The 16,356-nt window shown below is 43.3% G+C and carries 14 protein-coding genes; all 14 read left to right on the forward strand.

The window, feature by feature from the left end:
* The first annotated feature begins 126 nt into the window (after window positions 1–126).
* The 14 genes from ACYX4M_RS16690 (at window position 127) to ACYX4M_RS16755 (ending at window position 16,311) form a co-directional block, all read left to right on the forward strand.
* Complete coding sequence (locus ACYX4M_RS16690) at window positions 127–1,044, forward strand: 23S rRNA (adenine(2030)-N(6))-methyltransferase RlmJ (RefSeq protein WP_476080957.1); 918 nt, start codon at window positions 127–129, stop codon at window positions 1,042–1,044.
* Window positions 1,045–1,145: 101 nt separating this feature from the next.
* Window positions 1,146–3,023, forward strand: a complete 1,878-nt coding sequence (locus ACYX4M_RS16695; RefSeq protein ID WP_476080958.1) for a protein kinase domain-containing protein — start codon at window positions 1,146–1,148, stop codon at window positions 3,021–3,023.
* Window positions 3,016–3,876 carry an acyl-CoA thioesterase II gene (tesB, locus tag ACYX4M_RS16700; protein WP_334060141.1) on the forward strand — a complete coding sequence of 287 codons (861 nt, stop codon included), beginning with the start codon at window positions 3,016–3,018 and terminating at the stop codon, window positions 3,874–3,876. Before ACYX4M_RS16695 ends, tesB begins: the two co-directional genes overlap by 8 nt.
* Window positions 3,877–3,887: 11 nt before the next feature.
* Window positions 3,888–4,412 carry a gamma carbonic anhydrase family protein gene (locus ACYX4M_RS16705; RefSeq protein WP_476080959.1) on the forward strand — a complete coding sequence of 175 codons (525 nt, stop codon included), beginning with the start codon at window positions 3,888–3,890 and terminating at the stop codon, window positions 4,410–4,412.
* 517 nt (window positions 4,413–4,929) lie between these two features.
* A complete protein-coding gene (locus ACYX4M_RS16710; RefSeq protein WP_476080960.1) occupies window positions 4,930–6,051 on the forward strand; it encodes a pyridoxal-phosphate-dependent aminotransferase family protein in 1,122 nt (373 codons plus the stop codon).
* A 196-nt stretch (window positions 6,052–6,247) separates the two neighbouring features.
* Window positions 6,248–6,964 carry an SIMPL domain-containing protein gene (locus ACYX4M_RS16715; RefSeq protein WP_476080961.1) on the forward strand — a complete coding sequence of 239 codons (717 nt, stop codon included), beginning with the start codon at window positions 6,248–6,250 and terminating at the stop codon, window positions 6,962–6,964.
* 12 nt (window positions 6,965–6,976) lie between these two features.
* Window positions 6,977–7,432, forward strand: coding sequence for a GAF domain-containing protein (locus tag ACYX4M_RS16720; protein WP_476080962.1), 456 nt, complete (start codon window positions 6,977–6,979; stop codon window positions 7,430–7,432).
* Window positions 7,433–7,434: 2 nt separating this feature from the next.
* Window positions 7,435–7,725 carry a hypothetical protein gene (locus tag ACYX4M_RS16725; RefSeq protein WP_118494789.1) on the forward strand — a complete coding sequence of 97 codons (291 nt, stop codon included), beginning with the start codon at window positions 7,435–7,437 and terminating at the stop codon, window positions 7,723–7,725.
* A gap of 16 nt (window positions 7,726–7,741) precedes the next feature.
* Window positions 7,742–8,410, forward strand: coding sequence for an RNA chaperone ProQ (gene proQ, locus ACYX4M_RS16730; protein ID WP_476080963.1), 669 nt, complete (start codon window positions 7,742–7,744; stop codon window positions 8,408–8,410).
* A 2-nt stretch (window positions 8,411–8,412) separates the two neighbouring features.
* Window positions 8,413–10,455 carry a carboxy terminal-processing peptidase gene (gene prc, locus ACYX4M_RS16735; protein ID WP_476080964.1) on the forward strand — a complete coding sequence of 681 codons (2,043 nt, stop codon included), beginning with the start codon at window positions 8,413–8,415 and terminating at the stop codon, window positions 10,453–10,455.
* A gap of 86 nt (window positions 10,456–10,541) precedes the next feature.
* Window positions 10,542–11,876 (forward strand): sodium-dependent transporter, encoded by a 1,335-nt coding sequence (locus ACYX4M_RS16740; protein ID WP_476080965.1) that lies wholly within the window; start codon window positions 10,542–10,544, stop codon window positions 11,874–11,876.
* Between the two features lie 73 nt (window positions 11,877–11,949).
* Complete coding sequence (gene nhaC, locus ACYX4M_RS16745) at window positions 11,950–13,425, forward strand: Na+/H+ antiporter NhaC (protein WP_476080966.1); 1,476 nt, start codon at window positions 11,950–11,952, stop codon at window positions 13,423–13,425.
* Between the two features lie 47 nt (window positions 13,426–13,472).
* Window positions 13,473–16,082 (forward strand): aminopeptidase N, encoded by a 2,610-nt coding sequence (gene pepN, locus ACYX4M_RS16750; RefSeq protein WP_476080967.1) that lies wholly within the window; start codon window positions 13,473–13,475, stop codon window positions 16,080–16,082.
* A complete protein-coding gene (locus tag ACYX4M_RS16755) occupies window positions 16,069–16,311 on the forward strand; it encodes a DUF2835 family protein (RefSeq protein ID WP_476080968.1) in 243 nt (80 codons plus the stop codon). The genes pepN and ACYX4M_RS16755 overlap by 14 nt, the downstream gene beginning before the upstream one ends.
* Window positions 16,312–16,356 lie beyond the last annotated feature (45 nt).

Genomic DNA, 16,356 nt, shown 5'->3' on the forward strand with positions numbered 1-16,356 from the left:
TGTGCTGTAGCAAAATAGTAGAGAGGCCAATATTAACCGTATTGGCCTTTTTTGTTTTGTGTACCTCACAGCGGGATGGCGTTATTATAGCTTCCTATAAACAAATGAAAATTTTACTGAGGTTTTGTGCTTAGTTATCAACACGCCTTTCATGCTGGCAATCACGCCGACGTCATCAAACATCTCTGTTGGATTGGTGTTATCAACGCCTTAAAAAAGAAAGATAAGCCATTTACACTTTTTGACACGCATGCCGGTGCTGGCACATATGATTTAACTGACGATCTATCGTCGAAAAACAAAGAGTATGAATCGGGAATTTCTCGTCTTTTGGGGCAAGGTGATGGATCTGCGGCTTTGGAAAACCAAGCTTCAGAAAACAAGAGTACGGAAGGTTTACCACGCTTACTTAATGACTACCTGTCATTATGCGAACCTTTCTTAGCGCAACAGCAATATCCAGGCTCGCCTGCAATAAGCGCTAGAGCTAAACGTGGCATTGATACTTTGCATTTAATGGAGCTTCATCCTGGCGAATTCCAAAAATTAGAGAAAAACGTGTCACGCCTTCGAACCGGACTTAGCCATGTGCACAAGCGAGATGGCTACGAAGGCCTTCGAGCACTTACGCCTCCAAAGCCTAATCGCGGTGCTATTTTGATCGATCCACCTTATGAGAGAGCAAATGAGTATAGCGATCTTGTTAAAGGCGTCGAGCAGGTGTTAAAACGTTGGCAGCAGGCGCAAATTGTTGTGTGGTACCCGCTGCTATCAGAAAGGGCCGGCGCTAAGAGCGGAGCAAGTGAAGTAATGTGCGATAAGCTCGCCGAACTTGGACGCCCCTGCTTTAAAGCAGAAATATGTGTTGCAGAAAATACGCCTGACGCAGGTATGTATGGTTCAGGTGTATTTGTACTCAACCCACCATGGCAGCTAGATATAAGCCTAGACAGTGCATTAACAAATGTTGTTGAAATGCTCAGTGTTAATGAAGCAGGTTTTCACGCCACCGCACACGTTACTTGGGTAAATGAAGACAGCTAAAAGCGTCTTGTCCTAACAGTTAACGCAAGGTGATTTGTTTTTAAAAAGTTTATTATCGTCTAGTCGCTATAAAAACAACCATACAACTGTGAAACTGAGAAATGGCTCAACTTAAAGGCTTAAAACACTTCTACATACCAGACGAACAGTCAATTTATTTGCTATCTCATGCAGATGCTAAAAAACTAAAAGACTGGGTGAATTTGTGTATCTCTCAGTTAGAAGGGTTAGGATATAGCGACATTGAGCTTTTAGGGAAAGGCGCATTTGGCTTTGCTTTTGCTGGAAATGCACCAAGTGGTGAATCACGTGTGTTTAAGTTCTCGCGTATAACCTTACCCCAGCATGTTCAAGACCGGTTAGAAGAGGAAGCTTTTATGCTTTCTCACGTTAACCACGAGTTTGTACCGCGTTTTATCGAATATCAACAGATACGTAAGCAATCAATCTTAGTAATGGGCAGAGCGCCTGGCGAAGATCTAGAAAAAGTGAGCTTGAAAACAGGCCCATTATCGCCCCGTATAATTGTCAAGATAGCCGTTCAAGTGGGGGAACTTTTATCGAGCTTCAGGCAATACAGCGAAAATGGGGAAATCAAGCCCATTGTTCACGGCGACATTAAACCCTCAAATCTTGTTTGGGATGCCACTAATGAATCCATTGGGTTAATAGATTGGGGCTCTTCAGTATTCGCACAAACTGACATTCATGGGCAGTATGTGGGTAACAATGTGATGGATTTAATGTCAGGCGAACTTCATCAGACAAACGCACGACTAGGCGATGTTTACTTTATTGGGGAAGAGCAATTAAACGGCGCACTTTCTAGCCCTCGCTTTGATGAGCAGGGATTAGCTAGCACTCTATACGCTTTAGCATCTGGGCAATCTTGTCGCTATGGCAGTAAAGTCATTACCCCATCATCCCTTGGGTTACCCAAAATGCTCGCTAACATCTTGGAATACATGCTTAGTGATGATCCTGTGAAAAGAAGACAAGGAGGGGATTACTTGTTTAACCACCTTCATGTCCTAAAAAATATGGTTTTCGCACAAGACAATAAGGCGCAGTACACCCCATTAATTCCTACATGGCTAACCCATACTCTTAATGCTGACATAGAAACCGTTGTTTATAGTTCGCGGAAGTCTTATTTACGCCAACAGGCGCTATTATCTGATTCTTTAGATGATAAAGAAGTTGAAGAGTTGCGCTACATAGACGACGCGCAATTTGATCGCTACTACAAAAACTACCTGCAGGGTATGGGAAATACTGAAAAAGCATTTGTATCAGCCATTAGTAGGCTAGGGCGCTATCCGGTAGTAGGCGGTATGGCTGTACGTTGGGAGCCCGAGGGTATATATGTGGATTCCAGCTTAAATTTGTATGATGAAGCCCTCAAAAGTGCCTTTGATTTAGCGGTAAATAACGTTATTAATTTAGCAAGAGCTATTCATAAACCTGCGGTATTTAAATGCTGTATGTTTAACGCCAAAAATACCCTTCATATTGAGCGCAGCAGTGAAGATGAAGCCTTTATACCTAGCAGTGACCTTTTCATTCCTTATGAGTTATCACGTATTTCTGCGCAAAAAGATGAAAGCCGGACTCATTCCTATTTCGAAGACGGCGATGATCCCGATGAATTACTAAAACTGCCACAGGATACTATTGAAACTATTGTTCAGTTAAATACGATACACCACACTGGGTGTATTATATTCGAAGCATTACCTAAGCATTTGAAGATTCACAACTATTACACGTTGCTCGACCATAGCCAAGAAGAGCGATTTAAAGCTTTGCTGGCGCAGGTGGTGCAACAAATTCCTAACATAAAAGGGCTAGGCATTTCAGGGTTTATGAAGTTACCCTATAAAGACACGCGTTTTTTCGAGCACAAAGCAAAATTGCCTGAGAAATATTATCCGCGAAACCCGAAAGCAGTTATTGAAGAGAACGTACAAGATGTCTGAGATTAAACTATCATCACTATTTGAACTCGAAACAGTAGAAGCTGGCATTTATCGAGGTCAAAGCTGGGATCTAGGCTTTAGAGCTTTATTTGGCGGGCAGGTTTTGGGGCAAGCACTAGCAGCAGCCTATGAAACAGTATCACCAGACAGAGTAGCTCATTCATTTCATACCTACTTCCTTTTACCCGGTGATGCTAAGAAACCTGTCGTGTACGATGTTGAGATAGTGCGCGATGGAAGGAGCTTCTCTGCGCGTCGGGTTAAAGCGATACAAGATGGCAGAAACATTTTTTATATGACGGCATCTTTCCAAGTGCCGCAAGAAGGCATGGAGCATCAAAACCCATCTATGCCCGATGTCCCTAGTCCTGAAGAAGTCCAATCTGACATAGAGTTTTACGAAGCAAACTTCAACAAAATTGCGCGCCCTATGCAAGAAGCTTTGAGTTACCATAAGCCGGTAGATATTCGCACGGTTGATGCAGCTAATTCGTATCATTCAGCTAAGCGAGAACCAACCCGTTATATTTGGTTAAAGGCAAGAGATACCATGGATGCGCAACTTGCTGTGCATCAAGCTGCTCTTGCATATGCATCAGACTATCATTTTTTGAGCACCTCACTACAACCTCATGGCGTTGCTGTAACTGATAAGTCGCTTCGCATAGCGACCATTGATCACGCTATGTGGTTTCATCGCCCAATAAGCATGAATGAATGGATGCTATACGCAATGGAAAGCCCTTTTAGTGGTGGTTCTAGAGGCCTGGTTCGCGGTCAAATATTCAATCAAAGTGGCGAACTAATAGCCTCAACTATGCAAGAAGGACTAATGAGAAAAGTAGACGAATAGGGAGTAAGTGAATGCGTTATAAATTAGGTTCGACATCGCCGCAAGTTCATGACAGTGCGTTTATTGCACCAGGTGCCCATATTATTGGGAATGCGGAACTTAAAGAGGGAGCCAGTGTTTGGTTTAACGCCGTAATCCGTGGTGATATGGATAAAATAACTTTGGGTGAAAATACAAATGTCCAAGATGGCAGCGTATTACATACCGACGCTGGAATTCCTTTGGTACTTGGAAAAGGAGTAACCGTAGGGCACAAAGTTATGCTGCACGGTTGTGAAATTGGCGATTATTCATTAATTGGAATTAACGCTGTCGTACTGAACGGTGCCAAAATTGGAAAGTTTTGTATTATCGGTGCTAATGCACTCATTACTGAAAACATGGAAATTCCAGACTACAGTTTAGTTGTGGGGGCACCAGGCAAAGTTATCAGGACTTTTGATGAGAGTGTAGAGCCAAAATTGAAGGCATCAGCAGACCACTATGTCAGCAATGCAAAGACTTACATGACATCTTTGCAACAGATTGATGAGTAATAATTCTACTCACCATTTAACTTTTCTTACCCCATAAAAAATGCCCAGAACAAACGTTCCGGGCCTAGGGGAATGGCTCATTGCTGAGCCGTGCGCTAACTTTTACAGGGAGAGTTTAAATAAAAATTTTTAAACGGACAATTAGTATAGTTTAAATATGCTCAAAATATAAACAACAATTGTGTGAATTTTATCTTACAGGCTCTCTAGCCGATTAAAGATAAAATTAAAACTTTAAAATTCAAAGAACTAGCTCCTGGTCGGATGTGGTAAAAAATTTTTGTAGTACATTAATATATCGTTCCATGCAGTAATGCTCCCCATTTGATGTCCGGATTAAAACCTTCTGCGTATATTCAAATACAGATATAATGCATAACTTTCATTCATGTTGTTTATGTTGAACACAGACGCTTGTTCCGTTTCCCTAAACTTGTAGTATGACGTTATGAGTCATGCTTTGAAGGCATGATACTTACTATAACAATTGGCCCTCACAACAAAAAAAGGTTGGATTATGCAATCGTTTTCTACTTTTATACCGCCTGAGCGTACCTTAATGGGACCAGGACCATCCGACGTTAACCCAAGAATATTAAACGCTATGGCCCGCCCAACTTTGGGTCATCTAGACCCTCTATTCATTGAGTTGATGGACCAAACTAAGCAGCTATTACAATATGCACTTAAAACCGAAAATGCGCTCACTATGCCTATTTCTGCCCCTGGATCTGCGGGTATGGAAGCGTGTTTTGTTAATCTGGTAGAACCTGGCGATAAAGTACTTGTATGCATTAACGGCGTTTTTGGTAACCGCATGGTTGAAAATGTTGAGCGATGCGGTGGTGAAGCTATCACCATAAATAATACGTGGGGTGAGCAAACGGACCTCAATGCTGTTGAAGATGCCCTAAAAGCCAACCCCGAAATTAAAATTCTAGCCTTTGTTCATGCAGAAACATCAACGGGTGTGCGTAATGAAGCAAAAGTACTTTGCGAACTCGCCCAAAAATACGATTGTTTAACTATTGTCGACGCGGTTACTTCGTTAGGCGGCATTGAATTAGACGTGGACGGTTGGGGTATTGATGCAATTTATTCAGGCTCGCAAAAATGCTTAAGTTGCGTTCCAGGAATTTCGCCAGTTTCGTTTAGTGATAAAGCAGTTCACGTTATTCAAAACAGAAAAACAAAAGTGCAAAGCTGGTTTTTAGACATGAATTTGATTGTCGGTTACTGGGGTCAGGGGGCTAAACGTGCGTACCACCATACAGCGCCCGTTAACAGCATGTATGCAATGTACGAATCGCTTCTAATTTTAAAAGAAGAAGGCTTAGAAAATGCGTGGCAGCGACATGCTTCTGGACATGAAAAACTAGCACAGGGCCTCAGTGAGCTAAATTTAGAGCTAACCGTAGACAGCGATTATCGTTTACCTCAATTAAACGTTGTCAAAATACCAGACGGTGTTGATGATGCTGCCACTCGCAAACAACTGCTAGAAGATTTCAATTTAGAAATAGGTGCAGGACTGGGGGATCACGCTGGTAAAGTATGGCGCATTGGGTTAATGGGCTATGCCTGTAAACCACGCAATATAGACCACTGTCTAGCAGCGCTGCGTAGCGTATTGAAATAGTCGTAACTCGTAGCCCCTGTTTTCTATTGTTAACAAGGGGCTTACCCCATAAATAACGCTGCTCGACGAAGTTGTAACTTTCTCGCTTACGGTTAAGTGCTAATATTTCCCACATCAAAGCATTCATCCACGATTCAGCCATGGACCTTTATCCTCCACGCATAGTTTCTAAAATGCAATTTGAAAAGGAATCAATATGAAATTGTTGACGCGTACTAAATCAAACATGTTGAAGAGAGCTCTTTGGGCTTCAGCAGCAATCGCATGGTCCACTCCAATGTTCTCCGCTCAAGCAGCTCAAGATGGAGTGATGAATGTACAAGGCGTAGGTGCCGTAGAAGTAACACCAAATGCTTATTCAGTGAAACTAGTTGTAGAAGAGCAGGGTGAAACAGTAGGTAAACTTAATACACAGCTAGATGCGGATCTACGCTCTATTGTTAAGTTTTTGCTTAATCAAGGTATAGAAGAAAAGCATATTCAAAGTATGCAGGTTCGCCTACAACCACGCTATACCAATACGCCGCAAGGGCGAGAACAACAAGGTTTTGTCCTTTCAAGAGATATAACGGTTACTTCAACTGACCTTGGAACCTACGACAAGGTGCTAGATGGCGTGCTTAAACGCGGTGTTGACCGAGTTCAACAATTCAACTTTATTACTATTGGTGAAGCAGATGCTTACCAAAAAGCGTTGATTGCTGCAGTTAAAGACGCAAAGCAGCGCGCACACTTGTTGGCAAAAGAATTAAACGTGGAATTAGGTGAAGTAGTTGCAATCTCAGAATCTGGTGGCAATATGCCGATTCCAGTAATGCGTGCTGAAGCTTTTGCCAAAGACATGTCTATGTCTCTGCCTGGTCAGGAGCGGATAGAAGCGCGGATTAATGTGTCTTTTAATATTGTTCAATAGCAGGAAAATCGTTTGAAAGAACAACAGTACAGCCAGTTAATTGCCCAAGCGAAAAGCTTGGTTTCTGGTGAGCATGATCTCATTGCCAATATGGCCAACATCAGTGCGCTGCTTTTTAATAACCTCGAAGAGGTAAATTGGGCGGGCTTTTATCTTTTCAAAGAAGAACAATTGGTACTTGGGCCATTCCAAGGTCAGCCTGCTTGTATTCGCATACCGTTAGGAAAAGGCGTTTGCGGTACAAGTGCCAGTACAAGAACGGTCCAGCGCATCGCAGATGTTCATCAATTTGAAGGGCACATTGCTTGTGATGCCGCGTCTAACTCTGAGGTTGTTGTTCCACTTGTAATCAATGATGAGCTTGTAGGTGTGCTTGATATCGATAGCCCTGTGTTTGAACGTTTTAGCGAAGAAGACGAAAAAGGGCTCGTCGAAATTGCTCAAATTCTCATGGATTCGCAGAAATAATTATGAAATCCAGTGTCGATATACATGTTGTTTTATCCACATTTGAGGATATGGAAGACTTTCACGATGACCCAGATGAGGCATCTGAGCGTTTAAACTTTATCCTTCATGCGGTTTATGACAATGCGGAAGAAGATATTGAAACACAGCGTTTAGAGCAAATTTTGCACTATGCATGGGAATCTTGGCAACAAGATAAGCATTTATTAGAAATAGATGACGACGAATTGCTTGATTGGGTTGACCACACGCTGGCAACTTGGGATGATGCAAGCAACGATGAAATCTCTTGAATAATTTAGAAAGTTAATGGAATCACCAGAGAAGTTTACTAACAGTAAGGAAGTGATAGCTTTCCTTGCAGAGACCTTTCCGAAATGTTTTAGCATTGAAGGCGAGGCCCGCCCACTTAAGATCGGTATTTTTCAAGATCTTGCCACCCGTTTAGAAGAAGACGAACGCGTAAGTAAAACGCTGCTTCGCTCTACACTACGTCATTACACCAACAGCTGGCGCTATCTTTATAGCATCAAAGAGGGTGCAAATCGTGTGGATTTAGACGGCGTTGAAGGCGATGCAATTGAAAAAGAACACGCTGAACATGCGCAACAGCAGTTAGAAGAGAGCAAAGCGAAAGCCGCTGAAAAGCGCAAAGCCAAGCTTTCACAGCAGCCCAAGCGCAAAGACAAACGTCAATTTAATCGTCCAAAAGGTGAAAAATCTGCAAATTCGGACCATGCTGATGCTAAGCGCGGAACTAAACCGAAAAATAACAGACCAAACAATACACCACCTGCTAAATTGACCGACAGCGATTTACAGCAAGGCACGAAAGTTACCGTTAAGTTAGGTAAAGCACCTATGCCTGCGGTAATTACCGAAGTTGCTAAAGATGGCATTCACGTTCAATTAGACTCAGGCATGGTAGTTAAAGTAAACGCTGACGCTTTACGTTTGGCACGCTCCAAGAGGTCGTAAATATGAGAGACATCCTTCGAATTTCCATTGCTAGTGCTTTTCTTACCGTAGGGGTAGGAGCAGGCGCTGTTACGTCAACACCCGATGTAGACGAGCTTCCAATTTTACAACAGGAATCTCAACACAGTGTTGCCGCAAAGCGAGTAAGCGCACTTTTTACTAGGGCGCACTACAAGGAAATTTCGTTGGATGACGTACTCTCAGCCAGAGTTTATCAGCGCTTTATCGACTCACTCGATCACAATAAACAAGTATTGTTGTTATCTGACGTGGTAGGTTTCGAAAAATACCGTACCCTGTTCGACGATGCGCTGAGTAAAGGCAATCTTTCTGTTGCCTACGATATGTACAATGTGAGCGCAAAACGACGAATTGAACGTTATGAGTTTGCGTTATCACTGTTGGAAAAGGGCCCGTTCGACTTCGAAAAGGAAGGCGATAAGTTCTATTACGATAGAGAGGACGCTGATTGGCCTGCTAGCAAAGCAGAGCTTGATGAAGTTTGGCGTCAACGCGTAAAATACGATGCGTTGAATCTTATGCTTGCGGATAAAACTTGGGAAGAGGCGAAAGAGCTTCTTACCAAACGATATACACGAGCAATTAAACGTACCAAGCAGGCAAAGAGCGAAGACGTTTTTCAAACGGCAATGAATGCATTTGCTCGCACCATTGAGGCGCACACCAGTTATTTATCACCGCGAAATGCAGAACGTTTCCAAATGGACATGAACTTGTCATTTGAAGGTATAGGCGCGGTGCTACAAAGCGAAGATGACTACACGGTTATCAAAAGCGTTGTGCCAGGTGGTCCAGCCGATGAGTCAGGCGCAATTAAGCCTGAAGATAAAATTGTCGGCGTAGCGCAAGACGATGAAGAATTTGTGGATGTCATTGGCTGGCGATTAGACGAAGTGGTTGAGTTAATTAAAGGCCCAAAAGGAAGTACTGTTCGCCTTCAGGTTGAGAAAGGCGCGAGTGATTCAAAGACAACTTCCGTGGTTAGTTTAACTCGCGATAAAATAAAGCTTGAAGACCGCGCAGCAAAATCTGAAGTATATGTTCCTCAAACCGGCCCACACGCTGGTGAGCCGTTAGGTGTTATCACGATTCCAAGCTTTTACAACAACCTTAGTATGGATGTTGCAAAAGAAATCGAGAGCTTGAAAGCACAAAACGTAAAAGGCGTAATCGTTGATTTACGTGGTAACGGCGGTGGTTCGCTTACTGAAGCCACATTATTAACCGGTTTGTTTATAGAAAAAGGCCCGGTTGTTCAAATTCGATATGGTCAAAGTAAAGTAAGCGTAAACCGTGATACGGACGGTGAAGTAGCCTACGATGGTCCGCTGACGGTATTAGTGGACCGCTATAGTGCATCTGCGTCAGAAATTTTCGCAGCAGCCATGCAGGACTATAATCGCGCACTCATTGTTGGTGAACAAACCTTTGGTAAAGGTACAGTGCAGCAGCACCGCGGATTAGGTAAAATTTATGACCTTTATGACAACCCATTAGGTAGTGTTCAGTTTACTATCGCGAAGTTCTATCGTATTGATGGCGGGAGTACCCAGCATAAAGGCGTCATTCCTGACATTCTATACCCGTCTGCTGTAGAGCCGTCAGAATGGGGCGAAGCCCAAGCAGAAAATGCGTTACCGTGGGACAGCATTAATCGAGCAAATTACACAACGTTTGCCGATGGTACCGCTGCTTTGGACGTGTTAACTGCCAAACACAATAAACGTATTCTTCAAAACCCCGAGTTTTCTTATATTTACGATGATATTGAAGAGTATAAAGAGAACAAAGACAAGGATTACATCTCTTTAGTGAAGTCTGAACGCGAAGCCGAGAAAAAAGAGGCAGAAGAAAAGTCACTTACTCGTGCTAACGAACGTTTACAGAGAATGGGGATGGAAACCGTCACATCATTGGACGACCTACCCGAAGATATGGAAGAATTAGATCCATTCTTGGATGAAGCAGCCAATATCACTTTCGATATGATTGAAACAGGCCGTTACGCAATCACAAGAAATTAAGCGATTAAAATAAAGGGCTGGTCTAGGGCCAGCCCTTTTTTTGTGTCTATAAATAATTAAATAAAACAATAATAAAGGGAAATAACATGGCTATCAGAGGCGAATTTTCCTCTCGAATAGGGTTCGTGCTAGCAGCGGCAGGCTCAGCAGTTGGACTCGGTAATATTTGGGGATTTCCCACAAAAGTAGCGAGTAATGGTGGCGCAGCGTTTGTACTCGTTTATTTGCTCCTAGCGTTTGTACTCGCCTATCCGGTTCTTATGGCTGAACTTATAATTGGACGTAGCTCTCGTTCAAATATGGTTGATGCTTTAGGTAAAATATCAGGGAACTTTGCAGGCCGGTTAACTGGTATTTGGGGCTGTATTACCGTTTCTCTCATCCTCGCTTTCTACGCTATCGTGGGTGGATGGATGTTAGTTTATTTCGCCGAGTCTGCAGTTAGTCTGGTAGGTTTAGACAGTGCAAGCGAATGGTTGCTCACATCTTCAGTTACGCGTAACGTTATATTCTGCTTTTTATTCATGGGGTTAACCGCGTTTATAGTTGTTGGCGGTGTTAAGTCGGGTATTGAGAAATGGTCAGTTCGACTCATGCCTACTTTGGTAATCCTTATCCTTGCGCTCATTGTTTATGTAAGCCTTCAACCTGGAGCAATAGAGGGATGGTCAGCATATTTGGTACCTGACTTTACCCGTGTGTTAGACCCAGAGCTCTTAATCAATGCAATGGGACAGGCGTTTTTCTCGATGTCGTTAGGTGTGGGCACTATGCTAGTTTATGGTTCTTACCTTAGTAAAAATGAGAATTTACCAAGCATAGGCGCGTCTGTTGCGTTAGTCGATATTGGTGTAGCTGTGATTGCAGGGATGCTAATTATTCCTGCTATGTACGTTGCTTTAAACAATGGCGTTGAAATCTTTACGCCAGAAGGCGCGTTAATTCAAGGTGACACGCTAATATTTAAAGTTCTGCCTGCTCTTTTTGACACCATAGGTACCGTCGGTCTTTTCGTTGCCTTTACCTTCTTCGCATTAATGGCTATAGCTGCCGTCACGTCTTCAATTTCAATGTTGGAAGTGCCGGTTGCCTTTATGGTGGAAAGCAAAGGACTACAGCGTAAAAAAGCAGTGGTGCTAATGGCTTCGATTATCTTTTTATTAAGCTGCATTATTATTTTGAATTTCGAAACTTTGTTTGGCCTTGTAATTGCTCTAACCACAGAGTACAGCCAGCCACTCCTTGGGCTAGCGTTATGTATTTTTGCTGGTTGGGTATGGCGTAGAGACGCAATCCTGGATGAACTCAAGCAAGGTGATCAGTATGCCGAGCAAAGTATTTTCTGGAAAATCTGGCCTTGGTATGTGCGCTTTGTTTGCCCAGTTATCATAGCGCTAATGTTCTATCGTTCAGTGTTCTAAAGCACCATTAGTTGCAGCAAGCAGCACGTTTAACGCGTTATAAATACAATAAAAAAGGTTTTTAAAAACGACAATGACGAATAAAGAGATAAAGACGCCGTCACTACCCGATGCAATGCTTCCTATTGTTGCGCTAGTGGTCATGATGGGAAGTGCAGTTTACCTGTTTAAGGATAATTCATCATATGGGCCCAACCAAATTGCGCTACTTTTGGCAATGGGCTTAGCTGCTATTATCGGCATGAAAAATGGGTATAGCTGGAAAACGATAGAGAAGGGGATCGTTGACGGTATTTCTATGTCTCTGGGTGCCTGCCTAATTTTGTTAGCTGTAGGCTCACTGATAGGTACATGGATGCTCGCCGGCACTGTTCCTACACTCATTTATTTTGGTTTAGAGCTACTCAACCCTTCGTTTTTCTATGCTGCCGCATGTCTTATTTGTGCCGTGGTTGCTATGAGTATTGGTAGTTCTTGGACTACTGCGGCAACGGTAGGTGTGGCATTAATGGGTGTATCAGCGGGTATGGAAATGTCAGCAGCTATTACGGCTGGCGCTGTGGTGTCTGGTGCGTACTTTGGTGATAAAATCTCCCCTCTATCTGAGACCACGAACCTGGCGCCAGCAGTCGCGGGGACCGATTTATTTGATCACATACGCTACATGTTGTGGACCACTATTCCAAGCTTTGTCATAGCTCTTATCTTATTCACCGTTCTAGGATTTAGTGAAGTGGGTGAAGCTAAAGCAGAGCGTATTGAGCAAATGCAGCTATTGCTAAATAACTCTTTTGATTTGGGCTGGCATTTACTTATTCCTCTTGTTGTTCTGCTTACTTTAGCAGTAAAGAAAATGCCAGCTTTCCCAGCGGTTTTTATTGGCGCCTTACTAGGCGGCATTTGGGCTGTCGTGTTTCAGTGGGACGTGGTTACTTCAATGGCGAGTAGCGAAGACTCTGCAAATGTTGGGGCGCTAAAAGTTGTGTGGACGGCGCTATTTGATGGGGTAAGCTTTTCTACGCCAGACGAAAATCTAAATAGCTTGCTGTCTCGCGGCGGCATGTCATCTATGCTTAATACCATTTGGCTTATCATCTGTGCGATGTCTTTCGGTGCGGTACTTGAGCGTGTTGGGCTACTGAAGCGCGCCGTATCTGCCATATTGATTGGCGCTAAGTCAGCGGGTGATATGGTAAGTCGTACCATTCTTACGTGCTTTGGAACTAACCTTGTAACGGCTGATCAGTATATATCTATTGTCATGCCAGGTCGTATGTACAAAGAAGAATTTAAAAAGCGAGGTTTAGACCAACTTAACCTTTCTCGCAGTCTTGAAGACGGCGGCACACTTACATCACCACTCATTCCTTGGAACACCTGTGGTGCCTACATGCACAGTGTTTTATTGGTGAACCCATTTGATTATGTATTCTATGCATTCTTTAACGTAATCAACCCGATCCTTGCTGTCGTGTATGCGTACTTAGGTATTAAGATTTTACGTATTACACCACCGCACGTTGAAGTTAACAGCAAAGAGTCGGTTTAACCAAACGTTCCAAATAAACCCACGTAGGCTTTCTTTTAGGAGGATCTATGTCAGTTCAAGCTAAACGCCGGGCGGATTATCAACCGCCCGCTTTTTCAATAGCGACAGTTGACCTACATATTACGCTGCATCCAACGCAAACTCAGGTTATCAGTACATTATCCGTCACACGTAATGGCAATCACGATAGCCCTTTAACCCTTGATGGCGATAACTTATCACTTGACGCTATTGCTATTAACGGTAATGCTTTATCTGATGACGAATATTCTGTGTCGGACTCATCTTTAAGTATAGCGACAACTCTCGATGATTTTGTCCTAGAGATTACAAACACCATCGCGCCCGAACAAAACAAAGCCCTTGAAGGCTTGTATTTATCAGGCGGTGCGTATTGTACACAGTGTGAAGCTGAAGGCTTCCGTCGAATTACCTACTTTATGGACCGCCCAGATGTCTTATCTGTTTATACGGTTACAGTAGTTGCAGATAAATCAGTGCCGATGCTTTTGGCCAATGGCAACCCAGTGGACAGGGGCGAAGTAGACGAAAATACCCATTTCGTGAAATGGCATGACCCGCATCCTAAACCTTGTTACCTTTTTGCGTTGGTTGCCGGTGATTTTGATTTACTAACCGATAGCTACACAACGACAAGCGGTAAAGACGTTGCGTTAGAATTGTATGTCGATAAAGGCAAAAAGTCCCAGGGCGTTTTTGCATTAGAGTCGCTAAAACGGGCTATGAAATGGGACGAAGATGTCTTCGGGCTTGAGTACGATTTAGATATTTACATGATTGTTGCCGTCGACTTCTTCAATATGGGAGCGATGGAAAACAAAGGCTTGAATGTTTTTAACAGTAAGTTTGTCCTAGCCGACCAAAAAAGCGCAACTGACGATGACTTTTTTAATGTGGAATCGGTCATCGCGCACGAGTATTTTCACAACTGGACGGGTAACCGAGTCACGTGTCGCGATTGGTTTCAGCTAAGCTTAAAAGAAGGGCTTACAGTTTTCAGAGACCAACAGTTTAGTGCTGATATGACCTCGGCGTTAAGTAACCGTATAAAGCATGTTCGCGTAATGCGAGAGCATCAGTTTGCTGAAGATGCCAGCGCGATGAGTCACCCAATTCGCCCTGAAGAAGTGATTGAAATGAATAACTTCTACACGGTAACAGTTTATGATAAGGGCGCAGAAGTCATTCGAATGTTCCACACCTTGCTTGGTCCTGATGGGTTCAGACGGGGCATGGATGAGTACTTCAAAAGGCACGATGGTCAAGCGGTCACGTGTGACGATTTTATTTCAGCCATGCAGTCGGCAACTGATTTAGATTTGACTCAGTTTACCCGTTGGTACAGCCAATCTGGTACACCAGTGATTTCTGTTCAGCACAGCACGGAAGCTGGCGACAACGACACCGTGAAGCAAACCTTTACACTGACGCAACATACACCCGCAACGTCAGATCAAAGTGAAAAGCTGCCGCTTTATATTCCAGTGAATATTGAGATAATTGATAAAGAGGGCAATACCTATACTGACAATGACTCGCTCATTGATGACGGTATGGTTATCTTGAAAGATACCTCTTTGCGTTTAACCGTAGATGCTAAAGATAATGAATTGACACCTGTTGTGTTAGGTAACTTCTCAGCGCCAGCAAAAGTAGAGAACCCCCTAGATACAGAATCATTGCTTACCATTTTTAAACATGCGAAAGATCCGTTCAATCGCTGGGATGCTATGCAAGCCTTGTATGACCGCTGTATCAAGCAATTGGAAGAATCACCGGGGTCTGCCATTAGCAACGATATTTGGAATGGTATTAAGCAGGCTATAGCTCAGGAGCAGAATAACCTTGAATTGCTTGGGGAGTGTTTGGTTATTCCTTCTTTTGAGACCTTGTGTCAAGGCCGTAGCAATATCACTGTTTCCGCGCTATCGAGCGCTCGGAAAGCATTTTCTGACCAGTTTTCGCGCGCACTAGAGCAAGAGCTTTTAGCTGTGTTTAATAACATTGAACAAGGCGCTTACAGTTACACGCAGGATGCGATAAACAAACGTCGCTGTAAAAATGTCGTACTTGCACACTTAGCACGATTACCTCAGTACGAAAAACTTGTCGTGTCGCAATTTGATAATGCAGATAACATGACCGATACACTCGGGGCACTTAGAAGCGCGCAGCACTGCAGTTCAGCCACTTTTGATAGCTTAATGGCTCGATTTGAACAAACGTGGAATCACGACCCCCTTGTGCTAGACAAATGGTTTGCGCTTCATGCAACGCAAAATCGCGAAGATATATTTGCTACCATCACGATGTTATGTGAGCACCCGCAGTTTGCAATGAGCAATCCAAATCGCGTTCGCTCTGTAATTGGTAGTTTTGCGTTTTATAATAGCGAAAGGTTCCATGCTGCAGATGGCAGCGGTTATAAGTTTGTAACTGACTATTTGCTTGAGCTGGATGCAGTCAACCCGCAAGTTGCCGCTCGTATAGTAACACCGTTAACTCAGTGGCAGGGTTTTGCTAGTGAACACCAAGTTCATATGAAGCAGCAGCTTGGCCGCTTGCTTAACCACAAGGGTTTGAGCAAAGATTTGTTTGAAAAAGTAAGTAAAAGTCTTGCTTATGAAAAGCATTAATGGAACAGACTCTGTTTTTTACTTTTCAATAAACGCACCTTACCAACAATGTGAGGTGCTTTATGTACCGTCTATGCTAGATGTGGTCATGGTGAGTGAATCAGGTCTTAGTGTTCAGGTACCGACTAATCGGCTGCGCCAATTCGTAACATCGGACGGTATTAAAGGTCGTTTCAGAATGATCATAGACGCTAATAAAAAAATCAAATCCTTTGAAAGGCTCAGGTAGGGCCTTTCCAATTTTTCCCCAAGTCAATTTCTTCTCAAAACGCAC

This window comes from Alteromonas sp. ABV4_150 (assembly GCF_056311745.1).